Origin of the sequence: Rhodoferax saidenbachensis, from assembly GCF_031457975.1 — a bacterium.
GTDB lineage: Bacteria > Pseudomonadota > Gammaproteobacteria > Burkholderiales > Burkholderiaceae_C > Allorhodoferax > Allorhodoferax saidenbachensis_A.
Window position 1 is genome coordinate 429,052 of the sequence record NZ_JAVDXO010000002.1, and the last position, 15,296, is coordinate 444,347.

At 62.2% G+C, this 15,296-nt stretch carries 14 protein-coding genes, 1 other RNA gene and 1 pseudogene; 4 read left to right on the plus strand and 12 right to left on the minus strand.

The features are described from left to right. Positions 1-251: 251 nt before the first annotated feature. The 9 genes from hslU to dapF form a co-directional block, all read right to left on the minus strand. A complete protein-coding gene (gene hslU / locus J2X15_RS06170) occupies positions 252-1,586 on the minus strand; it encodes an ATP-dependent protease ATPase subunit HslU (RefSeq protein WP_310340384.1) in 1,335 nt (444 codons plus the stop codon). A 4-nt stretch (positions 1,587-1,590) separates the two neighbouring features. After that, positions 1,591-2,136 (minus strand): ATP-dependent protease subunit HslV, encoded by a 546-nt coding sequence (gene hslV / locus J2X15_RS06175; RefSeq protein WP_105262083.1) that lies wholly within the window; start codon positions 2,134-2,136, stop codon positions 1,591-1,593. A gap of 61 nt (positions 2,137-2,197) precedes the next feature. Further along, on the minus strand, positions 2,198-4,018 hold the full coding sequence (locus J2X15_RS06180) for an STAS domain-containing protein (protein ID WP_310340387.1): 1,821 nt from the start codon (positions 4,016-4,018) through the stop codon (positions 2,198-2,200). Positions 4,019-4,054: 36 nt separating this feature from the next. Beyond that, on the minus strand, positions 4,055-5,089 hold the full coding sequence (gene dksA / locus J2X15_RS06185; protein WP_310340390.1) for an RNA polymerase-binding protein DksA: 1,035 nt from the start codon (positions 5,087-5,089) through the stop codon (positions 4,055-4,057). A gap of 202 nt (positions 5,090-5,291) precedes the next feature. Beyond that, positions 5,292-6,365, minus strand: coding sequence for a CobW family GTP-binding protein (locus tag J2X15_RS06190; RefSeq protein ID WP_310340393.1), 1,074 nt, complete (start codon positions 6,363-6,365; stop codon positions 5,292-5,294). Positions 6,366-6,448: 83 nt separating this feature from the next. Continuing rightward, entirely contained in the window at positions 6,449-7,636 is a 1,188-nt protein-coding gene (locus J2X15_RS06195; protein ID WP_310340397.1) for a class I SAM-dependent rRNA methyltransferase, read from the minus strand. Between the two features lie 59 nt (positions 7,637-7,695). Continuing rightward, positions 7,696-8,667, minus strand: coding sequence for a tyrosine recombinase XerC (locus J2X15_RS06200; protein ID WP_310340399.1), 972 nt, complete (start codon positions 8,665-8,667; stop codon positions 7,696-7,698). Between the two features lie 12 nt (positions 8,668-8,679). After that, positions 8,680-9,372: a DUF484 family protein gene (locus tag J2X15_RS06205; protein WP_310340400.1), complete on the minus strand. Its 693-nt coding sequence runs from the start codon at positions 9,370-9,372 to the stop codon at positions 8,680-8,682. A gap of 16 nt (positions 9,373-9,388) precedes the next feature. Next, positions 9,389-10,258, minus strand: coding sequence for a diaminopimelate epimerase (dapF, locus tag J2X15_RS06210; protein ID WP_310340402.1), 870 nt, complete (start codon positions 10,256-10,258; stop codon positions 9,389-9,391). 103 nt (positions 10,259-10,361) lie between these two features. Here dapF and J2X15_RS06215 point away from each other — a divergent pair. Next, a pseudogene (locus J2X15_RS06215) lies at positions 10,362-11,261 on the plus strand (MBL fold metallo-hydrolase); the annotation flags it as partial. After that, the gene (locus J2X15_RS06220) at positions 11,258-12,217 is read left to right on the plus strand and encodes an RNA pseudouridine synthase (protein ID WP_310340404.1); all 960 of its coding nucleotides are present in this window, start codon (positions 11,258-11,260) and stop codon (positions 12,215-12,217) included. The pseudogene J2X15_RS06215 and the gene J2X15_RS06220, both read left to right, overlap by 4 nt. 3 nt (positions 12,218-12,220) lie before the next feature. Here J2X15_RS06220 and J2X15_RS06225 read toward each other — a convergent pair whose 3' ends face one another. Both J2X15_RS06225 and rnpB read right to left on the minus strand, forming a co-directional pair. Beyond that, positions 12,221-12,649 carry a CBS domain-containing protein gene (locus J2X15_RS06225; protein WP_310340407.1) on the minus strand — a complete coding sequence of 143 codons (429 nt, stop codon included), beginning with the start codon at positions 12,647-12,649 and terminating at the stop codon, positions 12,221-12,223. A 48-nt stretch (positions 12,650-12,697) separates the two neighbouring features. Continuing rightward, positions 12,698-13,044, minus strand: an RNA gene (rnpB, locus tag J2X15_RS06230) — RNase P RNA component class A. Positions 13,045-13,159: 115 nt separating this feature from the next. Here rnpB and cysK point away from each other — a divergent pair. Next, a complete protein-coding gene (gene cysK, locus J2X15_RS06235) occupies positions 13,160-14,077 on the plus strand; it encodes a cysteine synthase A (protein ID WP_310340409.1) in 918 nt (305 codons plus the stop codon). Positions 14,078-14,089: 12 nt separating this feature from the next. On the opposite strand, the gene J2X15_RS06240 is transcribed toward cysK, so the two are convergent. After that, entirely contained in the window at positions 14,090-14,593 is a 504-nt protein-coding gene (locus J2X15_RS06240; protein ID WP_310340411.1) for a hypothetical protein, read from the minus strand. Positions 14,594-14,704: 111 nt separating this feature from the next. Between J2X15_RS06240 and J2X15_RS06245 the strand changes: the two genes are divergently transcribed. Continuing rightward, complete coding sequence (locus J2X15_RS06245) at positions 14,705-15,295, plus strand: hypothetical protein (protein ID WP_310340413.1); 591 nt, start codon at positions 14,705-14,707, stop codon at positions 15,293-15,295. Position 15,296: the final 1 nt, after the last annotated feature.

A 15,296-nucleotide genomic window follows, 5' to 3' on the forward strand; every position in this document is an offset into this window, starting at 1 on the left:
TTTTCTACTGCGACAGCTTGGAATAGCAATTTCGCGGCACTTTTCACCACTAAATTGCACTTTTTTGCACTGTATCAGCAAAAGCCATGTTCGCAAGAGGGCTTGCGCGAATTTTTTCCAATGAAATCAAGGACTTAGAAGCGATTTTGCAGGCAACGAATGCCTGAAAATCGTTCTAAATTAAGCACTTAGCGCACCTTATGAAAGTGATGCTTGAAGCGCCGGGGCAAATACCGCTCGTCCGACAGGGGTTACAGGATGTAACGCGAAAGATCCTCGTTCTGGCTGAGCTCTCCCAGGCGAGCGTCTACATAGGCAGCATCCACCTGCACGGTTTGGCCAGCCAGGTCCACCGCCCCAAAGCTTACTTCATCCAGCAGGCGCTCCATGACGGTGGACAGGCGCCGGGCGCCGATGTTTTCCGTGCGTTCGTTCACCTCAAAGGCGATTTGCGCCAGACGCGTGATGCCTTCAGGTGTGAAGGTCAGCGTCACCTGCTCGGTGGCCAGCAGCGCCTGGTATTGCTTGACCAGCGAGGCATGGGTTTGCGTGAGGATGGCTTCAAAGTCCTGCACCGAGAGCGACTGCAGCTCCACGCGAATCGGAAAGCGCCCTTGCAACTCGGGGATCAAATCACTGGGCTTGCTGAGATGGAACGCGCCTGAAGCCACAAAGAGAATGTGGTCGGTCTTGACCATGCCGTATTTGGTGGACACCGTGGTGCCCTCCACCAGCGGCAGCAAGTCCCGTTGCACCCCCTGGCGCGAGACTTCGGCGCCACTGCCTTCGCTGCGCGAAGTCACCTTGTCAATCTCGTCAATGAACACAATGCCGCTCTGCTCCAGCAGGTGCAAGGCCTGGCTCTTGATGTCGTCCTCGTTGACGAGCTTGGCAGCCTCTTCGTCTACCAGCAGCTTGTGCGCTTCGCTGATCTTGAGCTTGCGGGTCTGGCGCTTGTTCTGGCCCATCTGGCCGAACATGCCGCGCAGTTGCTCTGTCATTTCTTCCATGCCCGCCGGCCCCATCACTTCCAACTGCGGCGTGGGAGCGGCTACATCGATTTCAACCTCACGGTCCGCCAACTGGCCTTCGCGCAACTTCTTGCGGAAGGTCTGGCGTGCCGTGCTCTCAGGTGCGTCGCCAGCCGCGGCAAAGCCAAACTCCGCGCGTGGTGGCGGAACCAGAATATCCAGAATGCGTTCTTCCGCAGCGTCTTCGGCGCGGGCTCGCACCTTGGCTTTCTCGGCCTCGCGGGTTTGCTTCACTGCGATGTCGGCCAAGTCACGGATGATGGAGTCCACATCCTTGCCCACATAGCCCACCTCGGTGAACTTGGTCGCCTCGACCTTGATGAACGGGGCATCGGCCAGACGCGCCAGACGGCGGGCGATCTCGGTCTTGCCCACGCCCGTGGGACCAATCATCAGGATGTTTTTGGGCGTAATTTCGCTGCGCAGCGCTGCGTCCACCATTTGCCGACGCCAGCGGTTGCGCAAAGCGATGGCTACCGCGCGCTTGGCCTGGGCCTGCCCAACGATGTGTTTGTCGAGTTCGGCAACGATGTCTTGGGGAGAGAGGGATTGCATGGTCTCAGAGCGTTTCGATGGTGTGGTGCATGTTTGTGTAAATGCACAGCTCGCCGGCAATTTCCAGGGAGCGTTTCACGATGTCGGCGGCGGGCAACTCGGTATGGTTGAGCAGCGCGACCGCCGCGGCCTGCGCGTAGGCTCCGCCAGAGCCAATAGTCACGATGCCGTTCTCAGGCTCCAGCACATCGCCATTGCCGGTGATGATGAGAGACGCATCCTTGTCGGCCACGGCCAGCATGGCCTCCAGCCGGCGCAGCACGCGGTCGGTGCGCCAGTCCTTGGTCAACTCAATCGCGGCGCGCACCAAGTGCCCCTGGTGTTTGTCCAGCTTGGCCTCAAAGCGCTCAAAGAGGGTGAAGGCATCGGCGGTGGCGCCAGCAAAACCGGCCAGCACCTTGCCATGGTGCAGCTTGCGCACCTTGCGGGCCGAGCCCTTGACGACGATGTTGCCCAGGGTGACTTGCCCATCGCCACCGATAGCGACCTGGTCGCCCTGCGGGGTTTTGCGGCGAACGCTGATGATGGTGGTGCCGTGAAATTGTTCCATGCTGTCTGACATGCGGGGGTTGGCGCCGAATTCAAGCCGCAGCACCTGCCGCGGCATCTACTCAGATGGCGCGGGGGATGACACGGGCATGCTCATTGATGCCAATGACGTTGAAAAAAGCAGCAACCAGGCGGTGCACATCCTGAAACTGCACCAGGCAGCCTTCGGATTCGCGCATGGCCACCCAGTTGAGAATACTGCCGGCTGCCGAAAAATCCACCCGAATCAGGTGGCGGCACGACACCGCGATGCGGCCGCCCTCCTCGCGGGCCGCATCCAGCCCCGCCAACGCCTGCGTGGCATCACCCAGCACATCACCGCGCAACTCCAAACCGGTGGTCTGGGGAGTGTCCAGCCCCATGGGCACGGTGGCGGCATTTTCAAAACCACGTCCGCCGTCGCGGGCTCCATCCGCACCGGCGGCAGCACCGCTGTGCACCAATTCGAAGGTACACCGGGCTGGCTCCCAAGCGGGCGGCGAGACTTCATAGGTGACGCAGTAGTCCAGCGCAACCAGCTCAAATTCGTCAAGCATTTCCATGGCACGCAGGGCATTCAGGCGCACGCCCCACCAAGAGGAATCCACACCGCGGTCCCCCGATGGCGTGATGCTGCGCAAGGCCTGGACCAGACTGTCGGCGCCGCTGAAGCACAGTGACACCGGTTCATCGCACAGGCTGGCAAACAGGCCGCCCAACAAAGGCATCGCCTGCGCATCAATGCGTGTGAGGTGGGACCAACCAATCACCCAAGGCGGTGGCTGGAAGGACATGGCATCGCGCAGGTCTTCCATGGCTTGCACGGTGAGCTCAGAGGGGCTGTGCCAGACGGCATCTACATGGGCCTCACCGGGCCCAGAAGCCAAGGGTGCGGAAGACGTGGTCCCAGCACTCTGCGCGGCGTTTGGCAACGACTCCCAGCTGGGAATGGCAGCCCCCCACCACTGGGCAAACTCGACCACTGCCCAATCAAAACGCTCCCGGTTGTTGGTTGCGCGGTACAGGTCCAGCAACGCAGCAGCCCACGACAAGGCGACTTCCGGCACCAGTGCACTACCGCACAATGCCATCAACAGGCCACTTTCCGCACCACCGTCATCCCCATTGGCGAAGCGGATGGCGGCCTCCTCCAACTCAGGGTCGGTGGCCATGTCGTCTACCTCGATCGCGAACAGCTTGGAGGTGGAAAACGACAGGTCGGAGTTTTCATCACCCGTCAAACCCTGGCCCACCGGAGGCATGGGCATGGGGGTACGCGTACGCGGCACCGCATGCAAGGGCACGTGGGACGACATGGGGGGCGGCATGCCCACACCCATTTCGGTGGGGGCGTATTCCGAGAGCTGGCCGCTGGGTGGGCTGGAGCCCAGATCAGAGGATTCGGTGGCGTCAAAATGGGACGACAGGGTGGCAGGCACAGTAGGCGCAGAAGAGCCCGGGTGCTGGGGCATGGGCAGCGACAGGTCTGCTGACGGGCCGTCATCCGACGCAGCCGCCCCGCCATTGGCTTGGGCCGCGGCAGCATCCTGCTTACCCTTCCACCACTGCTTGGACATCTGGGCCTCGATCTCGTCGATTTTCTTCAACGTGACCGCACGGCCATCCGGGTCGGTGGGAATGCTGGTCTGGAAAAACGAGGGGCGCGCCAGCCCCGCAGCGGCGGATGGATCGCGGTTGCGCAGTTTGCGCAGCTGGTCGAACTCGCGCTTGCGGACAAAGTCATTTTGCCGCTTGCGCTCGATCATGGCCTTGAGGGCCTGTTTGTCATAACCACTTTCCTGCTCGGGCTCGGCGCGGTCCAGCTCTGACCAGTCTTTGGTCGGATTGCGGACAAACATCGCCACCTTGGACAACAAACCGGGTCGATCGTCTTTGGTCGCCATAGAGTAATGAAACGGGCTGGTTCAGCGCAGAAACAATCAGTCGCCAAACATTTTCTGCTTGAGCTCACGGCGCTGCTGCGCTTCCAGCGACAGCGTGGCCGTGGGACGCGCCAGCAAACGTCCGACACCGATAGGCTCACCGGTTTCGTCGCAGTAGCCGTAGTCGCCTGCATCAATGCGCACGATGGACTGCTCGATTTTCTTCAGCAGCTTGCGCTCCCGGTCGCGGGTGCGCAGCTCCAGCGCGTGTTCTTCTTCAATAGTGGCGCGGTCTGCGGGATCGGGCACCACGGAGGTGTCTTCACGCAGATGCTCGGTGGTTTCACCGGCGCTGTTCAAGATGTCGCGCTTGAGGATGGAGAGCTTGAGGCGGAACGCAGCCAGTTGCACGTCGTTCATGTACTCGGAGTCGGGCATGGCCAGCAACTCGGCATCGGTCAACTCCGCGACGGGCTTGGACTTCCAGTTGTTGGCAAGCTTGGCGTCCTTCTTGGCAATGGACGGAATAACGGGGGCAATCACGGGGGAGGACATGGTAAGGGTGTAGGTGGCTTTGGCGGCTGTGGAGGCCACAGATTGCGCCATGGATGGCACGGTAAGTTGCGCCAACCGGGAAGAAGGGCGCCCTGATTTCGCAGGGACCACGGGCACTGGCGCCACCGCCACCACCGCAGCCGCTTTGGCGGGACTGGGTTTGCTGGCAGCGGGCGTCGGCGCCTTGATTTTAACTGCTGGCTTGGGCGCGGCCTTGGGGGCCACCTTCGCAACAGGTTTGGCAGCGGCTTTGGCCACTGTTTTCGCTGGGGCTTTGGCGACCGCTTTCACGGGGGCCTTGGCCACAGGCTTGCTGGCCTTGACCGCTTTGGCGGCGGGTTTGGCTGCTGGCTTGGCAACGGCTTTGGGCGCGGCCTTGGCTGCGGGTTTGGCCGCAACCTTGGCGGACACCTTCACCGCCGGCTTGGCTGCTGGCTTGGCAGGTGCTTTGGCACTGGGTTTTGCGCTGACCTTGGCTTTGGCGTCCTTAGCGTTGACGGCTTTGGCTTTGGTATCTTTCCCGGAATTCGCTTTCACTTCTTGTCTCCTGGCAGTACTCGCCTGCACATGGTCCCTGGTGGCTGCAGCCCCTTTCGTCGTCTTTGCAGACGGTGAAACGGGGGTTTCTTCGGCGCGCGAGTGTACAGGTTTCCCCATCGGGAAACCCATCAGTTGCAAAAGCGAGACAATCATTTGGCTCCCAGCCGGTTATTGGTAGGTATCTAGAGGGCAGCCGCTGTCAGACCAAGGATTGCTCCATGCCCTGCAGGAATATGTCCTTGGGCAGATCAATGCCAATGAAGACCATTTTGCTGCACTTCTGCTCCCCCTCGGCCCATGCGGGGCCCAGATCGCTGCCCATGAGCTGGTGCACGCCCTGGAAGATGACCTTGCGCTCGGTGCCTTGCATATAGAGCACGCCCTTGTAACGCAGCATGCGCGGGCCATAGATGTTGACGATGGCGCCCAGGAAGTCTTCGAGCTTGGCGGGGTCAAACGGTCGTTCGGACTTGAAGACGAAGCTTTTTACGTCGTCATCGTGGTGATGGTGGTGGCCGTGGCCGCCATGGTCCCCATGTGCGTGGTCATGCTGGTGCGAGGGATGGTCGCAATGTTCGCCGGGCGCATGGTCATGATCGTGGTGGTCATGGTCGTCTTCCTTGAGGAAGTCGGGGTCGATGTCCAGCTTGGCGTTCAGGTTGAAGCCGCGCAGATCAAACACCTCTTTCAGCGACACGTCGCCAAAATGCACCGCCTTTTGGGGCGCGCGCGGGTTCATGTGCTTGATGCGGTGCATCAAGGCGTCCAACTCGTCCTTGGATACCAGGTCGGACTTGCTGATGAATATCTGGTCGGCGAAGCCGATCTGGCGGCGCGCTTCCTGGCGGTCGTTGAGCTGCTGCACCGCATGCTTGGCGTCCACCAACGTCAGGATGGAGTCCAGCAGGTAGGTCTCGGCAATCTCGTCGTCCATGAAGAAGGTTTGCGCCACGGGGCCGGGGTCGGCCACGCCCGTGGTTTCGATCACCACGCGCTCAAAGTCCAATTCGCCCTTGCGCTTCTTCTCGGCCAGATCTTTCAGCGTGGTGCGCAGGTCTTCGCGGATGGTGCAGCAGACGCAGCCGTTGCTCATCTGGATGATTTGCTCATTCGTGTCGCTGACCAGAATGTCGCTGTCAATGTTTTCTTCACCGAATTCGTTTTCGATGACGGCAATTTTCTGGCCATGGGCTTCGGCCAGCACGCGCTTCAGGAGCGTGGTTTTGCCGGAACCCAGAAAGCCGGTCAGGATGGTGGCGGGAATCAAGCTCATCGTTCAATCCAAAAATGGTGCAGTGCAAAAAGAGGACAACTGCGAAGTGTAGTCAGCAATTCAAAGTTTGGCAGCGCCTGCGCCTATAAGGCCCGCCGCATCACCACCAGCCCCTTGAGGTACTCCCCTTCCGGGAAAGCAATCGTCATGGGGTGGTCGGGTGCGCCGCCCATGCGTTCGGTGATATAGCCGTCCACGCCCGCATCGGAACCCGCCCCCGCGATGATTTTGTGGAACAGGTCGGCGCTGATACCACCCGAGCAGCTGTAGGTGAACAGCACGCCACCGGGCTCCAGCAGCTTGAACGCAAGACGGTTGATGTCCTTGTAAGCACGCGCCGCGCGCTCGGCGTGGGCCACGGTGGGGGCAAACTTGGGCGGGTCCAGGATGATGGCGTCAAAGCTGCGGCCTTCGGCCCCAAAGGCGCGCAGACTGGCGTTCACGTCGGCATCCATGAAACTGGCGCGGCTGGCGTCAAAGCCGTTCAGCGCCACATTGGCCGCTGCTTTTTCAATGGCCGGGCCGCTGGAGTCGATGGAGGTGACATGGCCAGCACCGCCCGACAGGGCCGCCACGGTGAAGCCACCTGTGTAGCAGTAGCAGTTGAGCACGCGTTGAAAGCCCAGGCGGCGCGTCGCATCGGCAAAGCGCTTGCGGCTGTCGCGCTGGTCCAGGTAGAAGCCAGTCTTGTGGCCGTCTGCGATGCTGAGCGCCAGCTTCCAGTCGTGCTCCTGCAGCACCAGGTCGGTTGCACCCTCCCCACGCAGCCAGCCCGTCACCTCGGGCAAGCCCTCCAGCCCACGGCTGCTGGCGTCCGAGCGCTCGTACAGCTTGGTCAAGCCCGTGGCGGCCAACAGCGCGTCGGCAATCACGCCCTTCCACTTCTCCACGCCGGCCGAGGTGAACTGGGCCACCAGCGTGTCGCCATAGCGGTCCACAATCAAACCGGGCAAGCCATCGGACTCGCCGTGGACCAGGCGCACGCCATCGCTCTTGACATCAAATCGGGCTCTAGCCCTCACAGACGCTGCGCAAGCAGCTATAAAAAAGCTAGCATCAATGCGCTGCGCCTCATCAAAACTCCAGACCCGCGCACGGATCTTGGACTGTGGGCTGAAGGCCGCCCAGCCGAGGAACTGGCCTTCGGCGGACTCCACCCGCACGGTCTCGCCGCTGTCACCACTGCCCTTGGCAATGGCAGACTCAAAAATCCAGGGATGGCGGCGCAACAGGGAGCGCTCTTTGCCGGCGCGCAGGCGAATGGTTTTCATGGGGGCGATTGTGCGACACGCGAGGGCCGACACTTGTTTACAAGACTTACAGACTTCGCTCAGTCTTTTTTGGGGGTGCGCAGGCGCGCCCGCGGGTGGGCCGCGTCGTAGGCCTTGGCCAGGTGCTGAAAGTCCAGCCGCGTATAGACCTGCGTGGTGGTGATGTTGGCGTGGCCCAACAGTTCCTGCACGGCGCGCAGGTCGCCGCTGCTTTGCAGCACATGGCTGGCAAACGAGTGACGCAGCATGTGTGGGTGCACCGGGGTGTTCAGGCCTGCCAGTTGGCTGCGGCGCTTGAGGCGCTGCCACACGCTTTGGGCCGTCAGCCGCGTGCCATTGCGCCCGGTAAACAGCGCGGCAGCCGCATCGGCCTGGGTGGCGGCCGTAGGTGCCCCGGTGGCGGTGCCCAGCGGCCCGCGCAGCTCCAGCCAGCGCGTCAAGGCCTCCAGCGCAGTCTTGCCTACCGGCACGGTGCGGCGCTTGCTGCCCTTGCCCAGCACATGGGCCTCGGCGGCCTGCAGGTCCACCCAGCCTTTGGCGTCCTTGCCGGCCACCACGTCCAGCCCCACCAGTTCGCCCACACGCAGACCACTACCGTAGAGCAGTTCCACCATGGCCGCGTCGCGCGCTTCCAGCCAGGCGTTGTCGTCGCTCTCGAAGTCGGCAAACTGCACCGCGTCGTCCACGGCCAGGGCCTTGGGCAGGGGTTTGGGAGCTTTGGGAGAACGCACGTCCTGCACCGGGTTGCTGCTCACAAGGCCCTGGCGGCCCAGCCAGGTGTAGAAGCCGCGCCAACCCGAGAGGATGAGCGCAATGCCGCGGCCGCTGCGACCGCCACTGTGCATCTGTGCCACCCAGCGGCGGATGTGGTTATTTTTAACCTCGACCAAGGCCACCGACAGCTTGGCCGCGTTAGCGCTGAGCTTGCCCAGGTCCAGCGCGTACAGCTCCACCGTTCGCGCCGCGAGGCGTTTTTCTACGCGGACGTACTCCAGGTATTTTTCAACCAGCGAGGCGTCGTCCGTGTTCACGGCCAGTGGGGGTTAACGCAGGCGCGACAGCGCCGCGCTGGCCAGGTCGCCGATGCGGGCCAGGAAGTCGGTGCCCATGCCGCTGTTGAAGCGATGCGCGTCGCTGGAGGCCAGCACCAGGATGCCAAACACGCTGCCACCGCCTTCACCGCTGCGCAGGGGAATCAGCGCCAGCGAGCTGACATGGGCCGTATCGTCCAGCCAACCCACGGCTTCAAAGCCGGTGTTCAGGCCACAAAAGGGCTCGGTCAGCGAGGCGGCGAACACCTTGGCGTCGTCGCTCACGCCCTGTGCACAGGGCAGGCCGGCATACGCGGCGGCCACGTCCCAGAGGCGCAGGCCCACCTGGGGCACGGCGAACTGGTCCTGGATCTCTTGCACGATTTGCGCGGGCAGGGCCTGCAGGTCGTTGGTCAGAAACAGGGTACGCGCCCAGCGCAGGATCTTGTCCGACAGCATGACGTTCTCATTGCCGTTGCGGATCATTTCCATGATGCGCTGCTCCAGCAGTTTGATCTTCTCGCGCAACATCTCGGCTTGGCGTTCCTGCAGGCTCACAGCGCGGTGGCTGTGCGGGCTGGTGAACTGCACCGTGGCCAGCAGCTCGGCATGGCGCTGGAAGAAGTCGGGCGTGTTGGCCAGGTAATTGGCGATGTCGTCTTCGGTGATGGGGTGGGCCAAGGCGTGGTTCACGGGTGTAGTCATGGTGCGATCGTTGGGGTTATTCGGGAAGGTCAATTTCGCCGTGGAACACGGTGGTGGCGGGGCCGGTCATGAACACAGGGGCGTCGCCACCCGCCCATTCGATGGTGAGTACGCCGCCATGGGTTTGCACCTCCACGCGGGCGTCCAGCAGGCCCAAGCGGACGCCGGAAACGACCGCCGCGCAAGCGCCGGTGCCACAAGCCAGGGTTTCACCCACGCCGCGCTCGAACACGCGCAGCCGCACATGGCTGCGGTCCACCACCTGCAGAAAGCCCACGTTCACGCCCTGCGGAAAGCGCGGGTTGGCCTGCACGGCCGGGCCCAGCGTGGCCACGGCGGCGGTGTCCACGTTGTCCACCAGCGTCACCGCATGGGGGTTGCCCATGGACACGGTTGCTATCAAAAGAGGAGCTGCTGGCGCAATATCCACGATGGCTAGAGGCCAATTTCCCCATGCACCCATGGGCTGCAGCGTGAGGCCACTGGCGTCAAACGGAATGTCGGCCAGCGCGAACACCGGCGCCCCCATGTCCACCGTCACCCGGCCATCGGCGTTCAGGCGTGGTTCGATCACGCCCTTCATGGTCTGCACGCGGATGCGGTCTTTGGTGGTCAGGCCCTTGTCGTGCACAAAGCGGGCGAAGCAGCGTGAGCCGTTGCCGCACTGCTCCACCTCATTGCCATCGGCGTTGTGGATGACGTATTCGAAATCAATGCCCTCGGCTGGCGAGGGGCGCACCGTGAGAATCTGGTCGGCGCCCACGCCAAAGTGGCGGTCGCCCAGAAAGCGGTAGTGCGCCTCGGTCAGGCCCAGGCGGCCGCGCGTTTCGTCGAGCACGACAAAGTCATTGCCCGCGCCCTGCATTTTGGTGAACGGAATTCGCATGGCCGAATTATCCGCGTTTGGCCGTACCATCCAGCGCATGGTTAGACCCACCCACATCCTGCCTGCGGATACTTCACCCGCAGCCGCCTCGCTGATCGACGCCTGGCAAACCGACCGCCCCACCCCGCTGCTGCGCAACGTGCTGCGCCTGACCGCCCCGAACCCGGGCGTGATGACCGGCCCCGGCACCAACAGCTACCTGGTAGGCGAGCCCGCCACCGGCTTCACCGTGATCGACCCCGGCCCGGCGGACGCCGACCATGTGCAACGCCTGTGGCAAGCAGCCGCCTTTGAAGACGGCAGCGGCGGCAACATCTTGCGCATCGTCTGCACCCACTCCCACCCCGACCACTCGCCGGGCGCAGCCCCCCTGCAGGCCTTGTGCCAGGGTGGCCCGCCGATTCTGGGCCTGCCATCCGCCCCCACGGCCCGAGCTGCCAGCGATTTCACACCCGATCGGCCGCTATTAAATCAGGAGCTGCTCGCGCATATGCTGCCTGGGCTGGACGTCGAAAGTGCTTTGAAACCCGTGCACACCCTGCAGGTGATTTACACACCGGGCCACGCGGCCAACCATGTCTGCCTGCTATTGGAGGAAGACGGCCTGCTGTTCAGCGGTGACCACATCCTCAATGGCAGCACCACGGTGATAGACCCGCCTGACGGCAATATGCGCGACTACCTGGATTCGCTGGACGCGTTGACCGCGGCCTGTACCGAACTGGGCGTGCAGTACATCCTGCCGGCGCATGGCCATGTGATCGACGGCGCGCTGGAGGCGATTGCCAAGCTGAAAGCCCACCGCTTGGCGCGTGAGGCCAAGATTGCCGCCGTGATGAAAGCTAATCCGCTGGGCAGCCTGGACGATTGGCTGCCGCTGGCCTATGACGATGTGGACCCGCGCATCTGGCCCGTGGCCAAGCGCTCGTTGCTGGCGCATGTGGAGCGCATTTACGCCCTGGACAATCCGGGTGCCCCCCAAAAACAAGAAGGCCAGCCATGAGCACTCCGGACTCCAAGCCCCCACGCCCCACGCTGCGCAAACCAGTCAAACCGCCGCGCGCCCTGGTGGCGCCTGCACCGGTAGTGCCCAGGCCCAGCCCGGTCACCCCTGCGGCCACCCCAGCCCCCTCCACCAAAAAGCCCCGTTTCCGCAAGCCACGCAAAGAGCCCGTTGCCGTGGCACCGGTGGCGGCGGAGACGGGCGAGCGCCTGTCCAAGCGCGTAATGGCCCTCAAAGACTGCTCGCGCAAAGAGGCCGAGCAGTACATCGCCGGCGGCTGGGTGCGCGTAAATGACGTGGTGGTGGAAGAGCCTGCGCACCGCGTGGACAAACAGACCGTCACGCTGGACGCCGATGCCACCCTGCTGAGCCTCAGCGACGTGACCTTGCTGCTGAACAAGCCTGCGGGGTATTCCGATGGCACCGAGGAACTGGAGCCCGTGCGCGGGCGCAAGGCCGCACCCGACGCGCGCAGTCTCCTGACCGCGCAAACCCATTGGGAACACGACCCCACGGACACGCCGGTGCTCAAGCGCCATTTCAGCAACCTGGAAGCCGACATCGAACTCGAAAATGGCGCCACCGGTCTGGTGGTGTTCACCCAAGACTGGCGCACCACGCGCAAGCTCACCGAAGACATGGGCACCATGGAGCACGAGTTTTTGGTGGAGGTGAAGGGCGAGGTGGCGCCCGAAGCGCTCAAGCCGATTGGCTATGCACTCAAAGATGAGCGCAACGACCTGCCGCCCGTGAAGTTCAGCGTGAGCAGTAGCACGCCCGAGATGAGCCGCGTGCGCTTTGCCATCAAGGGCTCACACCCGGGCCTAGTGGCCTACCTGTGCGCGCAAGCGAATTTGGAAATTCTGGCGATGCGCCGCATCCGCCTGGGACGGGTCACGATTGCCGACCTGCCGGTGGGGCAGTGGCGCTTCTTGGCGGGCTACGAGAAGTTCTAGAGTTCAGGAAGAAATGTAATTCTGCAGCTGGGTAATGGTGAGTTCGCGGTCCTTGATGATGTTGTCCATCAGGTCACGGATCGAGATCATGCCCAGCACCTTGCTGCCCTCCACTACCGGCAAGTGGCGGATCTTCTTCTGGCTCATGAGAGCCATGCAGTCGTCAGTCGAAGTTCTGGGAGTGACCGTCAGCACCTGGGCGGTCATGATCTCACTGACCTTGGTGTCTTTGGATGAGCGCCCCGCCAAGGCAATTTTGCGGGTGTAATCGCGCTCGGAAAACACGCCGACCAGCTTGTCGCCATCCATCACCATGAGGGCACCCACGTTCCAGTCCGCCAGCATTTCGAGCGCGTTGTACACGCTGTCATCGGGGCTCAAGCTCCAGATGGCGCCACCTTGCTTTTCCAACAGTTCAAGAATCGGTCGCATGGTCCCATCTCCCAATAACTGTGAAGACTCGACCATACAACAAAAAAAGTGTGAAGCCCACCGATAAGCCGGATTCTGTGCATGGGGGTTTCCCCCCATGTGACCACCATTACTCTGGGCCGCTGGTCACCCAAACGGCTCGATGCTACCTACCCGCCAACTCCGGGGGCCCCGTCAACGTTGGCCTACTTGGTATTGCTGCGCGTAGAGATTGCCCGTTTCACCCGCACTAAAGCGGCTCGTCTCTGTTGCTCTAATCCTCACCTTAGGGCCATGCACTTGCGTACACAGCTTGTCAGTGGACAGTCGTTAACTGCTACGCTGCCCTATGCAGTCCGGACGTTCCTCCAGTGCCTGGTTTCCCAGATTGCACCAGCGATGGTCTGGCGGGCTTCACCGCCCCATTATCGGTCCTGCGGGGGCTGGTATATCGATATGCCCAAACTGTCGCTCGCCAGTCATGCATTTGGCAGAGAATGGTTGCGTTCTTTTCCAACACGGAGACTCCCCATGGCCTTTGACAACGTCCTGCAAACCATTGGTAACACGCCCCATATCCGCATCAACAAGCTGTTTGGCAGCACCCACAAGGTGTACGTGAAGAGTGAACGCAGCAACCCGGGCGGTTCGATCAAGGACCGCATTGCGCTGGCGATGGTGGAAGACGCCGAGAAACGTGGCGTACTGAAACCCGGCGCCACCATCATTGAGCCCACATCGGGCAACACCGGCGTGGGCCTGGCCCTGGTGGCCGCGGTCAAAGGCTACAAGCTGATTTTGGTCATGCCCGACAGCATGTCGATCGAACGCCGCCGCCTCATGCTGGCCTACGGCGCTACGTTTGACCTGACCCCGCGCGAGAAAGGCATGAAAGGCGCCATCGCCCGCGCCCAGGAGCTGGCCGAGCAGACGCCGGGGGCGTGGATTCCCCAGCAGTTCGAGAACCCCGCCAACATCGACGTGCATGCACGCACTACGGCGCAGGAAATCCTCAAAGACTTCCCGAATGGGGTGGACGTCCTCATCACCGGCGTGGGCACAGGCGGCCACATCAGTGGCGTGGCGCAAGTGCTCAAGGCCCAATGGCCCAAGCTCAAAGTGTTCGCGGTGGAGCCCACCGCATCACCCGTAATCAGCGGCGGTGCACCCGCGCCCCACCCCATCCAGGGCATTGGCGCAGGTTTTATCCCCAAAAACCTGAAGACCGAATTGCTGGACGGCGTGATCCAGGTGGACGCCGAACCGGCCCGCGAATACGCACGCCGCAGCGCACGCGAAGAAGGCCTGCTGGTGGGCATTTCCAGCGGCGCCACGCTGGCCGCCATCGCGCAAAAACTGCCCGAGATTCCAGTCGGGGCCACTGTGCTGGGGTTCAATTACGACACGGGTGAACGCTATTTGTCGGTGGACGGCTTCCTGCCCACCTGATAGTCCATTCCATCAGCCCTTCACACACGCCACCGTTTCCGCGGTTGAAGAAGGTGGCGGCTCCTGGGGCGGGAAGGCGACAAACACGTAGTCATCACGCCCCTTGGCTTGGTTGATCCGACTGTAAGAGTTGAGAACCAAGTGGCTGCCCTGCAGCACTCCATCGAATTCCACGGCGCCGTAGGTGCTGTTGGCAACAAAAGACAACGCGTTGCCGCGCAACACCACTTTTCCGCTCAGTAGCTGCGGGTTGTCTTTGTGGAACCACCTCAGAATTTCCGCCACTTGCCCCGTTGAGCTAACCGTCACCGCGGTGCTGTCGGCATAGAACCGAAAATATTGCCAGTAGGGTCGGCCATCGGACGCCTTTTGCTCATTACGGTACAGGCCGTCATAACGCAAACACGGCGTGTTAGCCGCACCACTTTCCAATCCGGCCTGCGCAAAGCAGGACAGGCCAAAGGCCACGGCATAGACGGTGAGCACCGCTTTGAAAATTCTCGCCACAAGTTGCATAGGAGGTACCCGCCGTAAAAAAGGAACCGGCTGCATCGTAGCCGCACGGTGCGGGGATTCCACTACGATGCGGGGCAAACGTCACCTTTTCTGTAGAAGGATTCCCCTCACATGACCACCTTCATCACCCGCTGGATGGTGGCTGCCGTTCTTGGTCTGGCGTCCCTGGTACCGGTGTACGCGCTGGAGGCTGGCGATGCCGCCAACCTGAAGGCGGGCACTGTATTGAGTCTTCCTTCAGCCAACAACAGTGGGGCACGCACGCTCACCATTGCCCATGTCCACCCCGTGCGCAGCGACGATGGCGTCTGGTACCAAATCCTCGGCAGTTCTGCCGATGGGCAAGAACAGTTGGTCTACGCCGACCTTTCGGCCAAACCGCCCAAAGTGGAGGTCATGGTCAAGCGGGTCAACCTGCGCAAGCTCGTGGACCGCCCCCGCAAGTTTCTGGACGCCGTGGAAGACGATGAAAAAGGCGAACTGACCCTGGACGGCGTGGTGTACCGCTACAACGACAAAGAGTCCGACGACGGCTCCCTGGAACCCGATGGCAATGCCGCGCAGGCGCAGGCCTTCAACTACTTGGTGTTCACCTCCACCCAGGACCCTAGCCTCAGCATCCAGGTGATGCGCTGGACGGATGAGAAGTTTGACGCCTACCTGATCCAGCAGGTGTCCGCCGCCGACGCAAAACTTCAATAGC